This is a genomic window from Faecalibacterium sp. DFI.5.82 (genome assembly GCF_029076575.1).
Classification (GTDB): domain Bacteria; phylum Bacillota; class Clostridia; order Oscillospirales; family Ruminococcaceae; genus Faecalibacterium; species Faecalibacterium duncaniae.
Genome location: NZ_JARFIS010001224.1, coordinates 1 through 255, shown reverse-complemented (window position 1 = coordinate 255; position 255 = coordinate 1). Strand labels below are relative to the sequence as shown.

Below are 255 nucleotides of genomic sequence, written 5' to 3'. Positions count from 1 at the left end.
GCATCAGTGTGTACATTTCCGTCATGGAGTTGCTGATGGGCGTTCCCGTTGCGAAAATCACGCCGCGCCCGCCAGTCACTTCATCCAGATAACGACACTTGCCGAACATATCGCTGGACTTCTGTGCTTCGGAGGTAGAAAGGCCAGCAACATTGCGCATCTTGGTGTAAAGATATAGGTTCTTGTAGTTCTGGCTCTCGTCCACAAATAACCTATCTACGCCTAATTGTTCAAATGTGACCACATCATCCTTGC

General features: G+C 49.0%; 1 protein-coding gene. It reads right to left on the bottom strand.

Annotation, left to right across the window (positions count from 1 at the left end):
- A partial coding sequence (locus P0G09_RS20825; RefSeq protein ID WP_275253631.1) for a hypothetical protein occupies positions 1 to 255 on the bottom strand: 255 nt, incomplete at both ends.